Here is a 5,016-nt window from a genome sequence, read left to right as displayed (position 1 = left end):
CTTCTTGTCCTGGACGAGGCCTATTTCGAATTCGCCGATCCCGGCGCGCCCGACGGCATCGAGGTCCTGCGCAACAGCAGCATCGACCATGTCGTGCTGCGCACATTTTCGAAGGCTTATGGCCTGGCGGGGCTGCGCGTTGGCTATGCCGTTTGTTCGGGCTTCGAACTGGCAAGAGTGATCGCGGCCGCCAAGACGCCGTTCAACGTCAATGCGGCAGCACAGGTCGCCGCTATTGCGGCACTGGCCGACGAAAGCTGGATGAAGGCGTCGGCGGGCCGCGTCAGAGCCGAGCGCGTGCGCACCGCCGCCGCACTTACGGGCCTTGGTTTCCGGGTTGCCCAGTCGCAGACAAACTTCCTGTTCTTCGACTGCAAGGGCGACAGCTCCAGCGTTGCCGCCGGTCTCCTGAAGCAGGGGATCATCGTCAAGGCGTGGCGCGAAGCCGGCTACGAGCACTATCTGCGCGCCACCATCGGCTTGCCGGCCGACAACGACCGGCTGATCACGGCGCTTCAGGGATTGGCTGGGCGATGAGCGGCCACGCGTCTCCCAGGCAAACGAACTGGATCGAGCAAGCGGTGCCGTTGTCGGTTGTCGACGCGATCCGCCATGTCGTTGGCGCCTCGAATGTGCGGATCGGTGATGATGCCGGGGCGATCGACCTTGGTTCGAACGGGACGGATTGCGCCGCCGGCATCGTCGTTGCGCCTTCATCGACCGGCGAGGTCGCCGCGGTGGTGCGCATCTGCAGTCAAAATGAGATTCCGATCGTGCCGCAGGGCGGGCGGACCGGCCTGGTCGGCGGAAGTGTCTCGCGGCCGGGCGAGATCGTTCTTTCCCTGGCACGCATGAACCGGATCGAGCGGCTCGATCCCGTCGAGCGCGTGGCGATCGTCGGTGCCGGTGTTACGCTCGAAGCTTTGCAGTCTGCCGCATTTGAGCACCGCCTGGAGCCCGGTATCGATCTTGCCGCGCGCGGTTCGGCGACGATCGGCGGCATGGTTTCCACGAATGCGGGTGGCGTGATGGCCTTTCGCAACGGGGTCATGCGCCACCGCGTCCTTGGCCTGGAGGCCGTGCTGGCCGATGGATCGGTCTATTCCGATCTGACGCGGGTGGTGAAGAATTCCGCCGGCTACGATCTGAAGCATCTCTTCATCGGTGCGGAGGGCACGCTTGGCATCGTGACCCGCGTGGTCGTCAAGCTCGACCCTTCGCCCCGAGCCACCGCCACCGCGCTTTTCGGGCTGCCGTCTGTCGAAGCGGCGCTGCAAGTCATTCGTCTGGCGCTTGAATCGGATGCGGGACATTTGCGCGCGGCGGAGGCGATGTGGACCTCGTATTTCAGCCTGGCCGCAGCCGCGCATGAATGGTCCGAACCGAGCGTGCCGCTCGACCAGCCGCTGTTCCTGCTGCTGTCGCTTGGCGGCGCGCGCGAAGAGGCGCTGCGCGAAGATTTCGAGCGGATCTATTCGGAAGTGATGGAGCGCTATCCTGAAGCCACCGGCATCATTGCCGGCTCGCGGCGGCAAGAGGAAGACCTGTGGCGGTTGCGCGAGGACACCGGCGTGCTCTATCGCGCCCATCCCCAAGCGCCTTCCTTCGACGTGTCGGTGCCTCTGTCGGAAATTCCGGCCTATCTCGACAGAATCCTGCCCCGGCTCGCAGCGATCGAACCGGGTCTGGCGCCCTATGTCTTCGGTCACCTGGCCGATGGAAACCTGCATATCATCCTCAACCGTCAGGGTCCGCTGGCGCCTGACGTAGCGGAGGCTGCCGAGAGCGTCCTGTACCAACAACTGCGGGAGATTGGCGGTTCTTTTTCCGCCGAGCACGGTGTTGGGTCCAAGCGCATCCATTCGCTGCTGGCGACGGTTGACCCGACGAAGCTCGCCGCGATGGAGCGGGTGAAACGAGCGCTGGACGATCAGTCGATCATGAACCCCGACAAGGTGCTTCCCTCCGACGCCTGGTTTGTCCGGTCCTCCAGGCCGCTCCTTTCCGGCAATGAGCGCCGATTGCCACCTCAGAACACGAGCCATCACAACGATGAATAGCCCCACGGTGGAACGACAGGGAATGAACGGATTGACCGCAACCGCCAGCGATCCGGTGGGATCGACCATGCGCCATGATGAGCCAGCCCCCGCCTATGCCCGTGATTTCGCCGTCCTTCGCAGGAGATTTCGCGAAGCCGCCGAGCGGGCCGGCGCGGAACTGTCTGAATATGTTCATCCGCTGAACGGCCCGGATGGCGAGACGCTGGCGACGGATGTGGCGCTGCTTGGCCGCCGCGATGCGCGCAAGCTGATCGTGCTCATCTCCGGTACGCATGGTGTCGAGGGCCCGTTCGGCTCGACTTGCCAGACCGCGTGGCTCGGCCAGAAGCACCTGCGGCGCCTGCCCGGCGACACAGCCATCCTTGCCATTCACCTCATCAATCCCTGGGGTACGGCTTGGTCGCGGCGCGTCAACGAGGACAATGTCGACCTCAACCGCAACTTCATCGACTGGTCTTCAAGTGCTCCCGTCAACAACGGTTATGCCGGCCTGCACGACGCCATGGCGTATCGCGAGTGGGAGGGACCGGACCGCATAGCGGCCGACGAGAAGCTCGCCGTGGCGCGCAAAAGGCTTGGGCATGCCGGGCTGGCGGCGATCGTCGAAGCCGGCCAGTATGAGTTCGCCGACGGCATGTTCTACGGCGGTGGCGGCCCGGTCTGGTCGAACCGCACCTTGAACGAAATTCTGAAGACCTTTGCCGGCGCGGCGCGCCAGGCCATCGTCTTCGACCTGCATACCGGCGCCGGGCCTTACGGTTATCCGGCTCTGCTTTCTGTGGCGAGTTCCGAGCATGACGGCCTTGCCTGGGGCAAATCCATCTTCGGGCCGGCGCTGGCGACAGTCCTGACAGGCCAGGGCGCCAAGACCGATACCGGCATCACGGCAACGGCGACCGGCTATGTCTCCGATGCCGTCCGCAAGGCAATGCCGAACGCGCGCGTGCTGCCGCTTGTCGTTGAATGCGGCACGTTGGACGGGCCGGCTGTCATGGAAGCGGTCCAGGCCGACAACTGGCTGCATCTGTTCGGCAAGCTCGATTCGCCGTTGGGCAAGCGGATCCGCGACACTCTGCGTTGCGCCTTCATCCCGGATGACCCAGACTGGCAACGCACCTGCCTGTCCAGCAGCCTGCGCTATTTCGATCGTGCGCTGGCGGACCTGCGAACCGTCGAGATAACCCAGGACACCAGCAGCGAACAGACGCCGCCAACCCTTCCTGCCGTCGCGGCCGATCCGGCGCCCGCTGACAAGGCAAAGATCACCACGCCGGCCGTGCAGATCGACGAGCTTCACAAGAGCTTCGGCTCGCTTTTGGTGTTGAAGGGCGTCAATCTCACCGCCCATGCCGGTGAGGTCATTTCCATGATCGGCTCGTCGGGCTCGGGCAAGAGCACGTTCCTGCGTTGCATCAATCTTCTGGAGCAGCCGGATGGCGGCAAGGTCGCCATCGATGGCGAGGTGATCAAGATGAAGCCGCTGTCGAGCGGCCGTCTTGGGCCAGCCGATATGGCGCAGGTCGAACGCATCCGCGCCCGCGTCGGCATGGTGTTCCAGAACTTCAATCTGTGGCCGCACATGACTGTGGCGGAGAACATCATCGAAGCGCCCCGGCACGTCTTGAAGGAGCCCCGCGAGAAGGCCATCCAACATGCGCACGCTTTGTTGAAGAAGGTCGGGCTCGCCGACAAGCACGCTCATTATCCGGGCCAGTTATCAGGCGGCCAGCAGCAACGCGCCGCGATCGCCCGAACGCTCGCGATGCGTCCCAAAGTCATCCTCTTCGACGAACCGACATCGGCGCTCGATCCCGAGTTGGTCGGCGAGGTGCTGCGCGTGATCCGTCAACTGGCGGAGGAAGGCAACACCATGATCCTCGTAACGCACGAGATGCAGTTCGCGCGCGAGGTCTCCCACAAGGTTCTGTTTCTCCACCAGGGAAAGGTGGAGGAAGAGGGTGCGCCCGCGGAGCTGTTCGGCAGCCCGCGCTCGGAGCGTCTGCGCCAATTCCTGGCTCGGACACTGTGAGGGAAGCATTCTCGAAGCGTCCGGTTCGCACCGGACAACGGCAATGAAGACCAACAACAAGGGGAACTGATATGAAACTGAAAGTCTTGACGCTGCTCGCATGTCTCGCGGGAAGCATGGGAAGCGCATTGGCGGCCGAAGGCGAGTTGTCCATCGGAACGGAAGGCGCCTACCCGCCATGGAGCATGTCCGACGCCAATGGCAACGTCACCGGTTTCGACGCCGATGTCGGCGCGTTGCTGTGCACCAAACTCGCGGTGACCTGCCATTTTGTCGTGCAGGCGTTCGACGGGTTGATCCCGGCGCTGAAGGCCAAGCGCTTCGACGTCATCATCTCGGGCATGTCGATCACCGCCGATCGCAAGAAGGAGATCAATTTCAGCGTCGGCTATGCCGAACTGGCCAACATGTTCGTCGCGGCCAAGGGGTCTGATCTGGCCGCGATCACCGACGTCGACACGCTGCTGAAGTCGCTCGACGGCAAGAAGGTCGGCGTGCAGGCTGGCACGACCCACGCGCATTTCCTCGAGAAGCGTGCACCGAATGCCGACCTGAAAACCTACGACACGCTTGACCAGATGCAGATCGACCTGGCGAGCGGCCGTATCGACACGGCTTTCGCCGATCAATCCGCCTTGCAGGATTTTCTGGACAAGCCTGACGGCAAGAACTTCCAACTGGTCGGTGTTGAGATCAAGAGCACATACGACCCGACGCTTGGCGAAGGCATCGGCGTCGGCATCGCGCAGGACAACACCGAACTCAAGGTCAAGATCGACAAGGCGCTTTGCGAGCTGATCGCGGACGGCTCGGTCGGCAAGGCAAGCGAGAAATGGTTCAAGACGGACATTTCCCGGCCCTGCAAATAACGCCTTGGAACCCTCGCATGCGCCCGGAGCTCCGGGCGCATGCACTTCATTGGCA

General features: G+C 63.5%; 4 protein-coding genes. All 4 read left to right on the top strand.

From position 1 onward, the window contains the following. The coding region (locus ENZ75_RS20550) for an aminotransferase class I/II-fold pyridoxal phosphate-dependent enzyme (protein ID WP_127419645.1) at positions 1–537 on the top strand (537 nt) is incomplete at its 5' end. Continuing rightward, positions 534–2,060, top strand: a complete 1,527-nt coding sequence (locus ENZ75_RS20545) for an FAD-binding oxidoreductase (protein WP_063168717.1) — start codon at positions 534–536, stop codon at positions 2,058–2,060. The genes ENZ75_RS20550 and ENZ75_RS20545, both read left to right, overlap by 4 nt. Positions 2,061–2,082: 22 nt before the next feature. Further along, entirely contained in the window at positions 2,083–4,092 is a 2,010-nt protein-coding gene (locus ENZ75_RS35625; protein WP_082826520.1) for a DUF2817 domain-containing protein, read from the top strand. A gap of 71 nt (positions 4,093–4,163) precedes the next feature. After that, positions 4,164–4,961, top strand: a complete 798-nt coding sequence (locus ENZ75_RS20535) for a transporter substrate-binding domain-containing protein (protein WP_063168718.1) — start codon at positions 4,164–4,166, stop codon at positions 4,959–4,961. The last annotated feature ends 55 nt before the right edge of the window (positions 4,962–5,016 follow it).

The sequence above is a fragment of the Mesorhizobium sp. M7A.F.Ca.CA.002.04.1.1 genome (assembly GCF_004022805.1).
In the GTDB taxonomy this organism is placed as follows: domain Bacteria; phylum Pseudomonadota; class Alphaproteobacteria; order Rhizobiales; family Rhizobiaceae; genus Mesorhizobium; species Mesorhizobium ciceri.
Note: the sequence above shows the minus strand (reverse complement) of the source record. Positions and strands in the feature narration are given on the sequence as shown.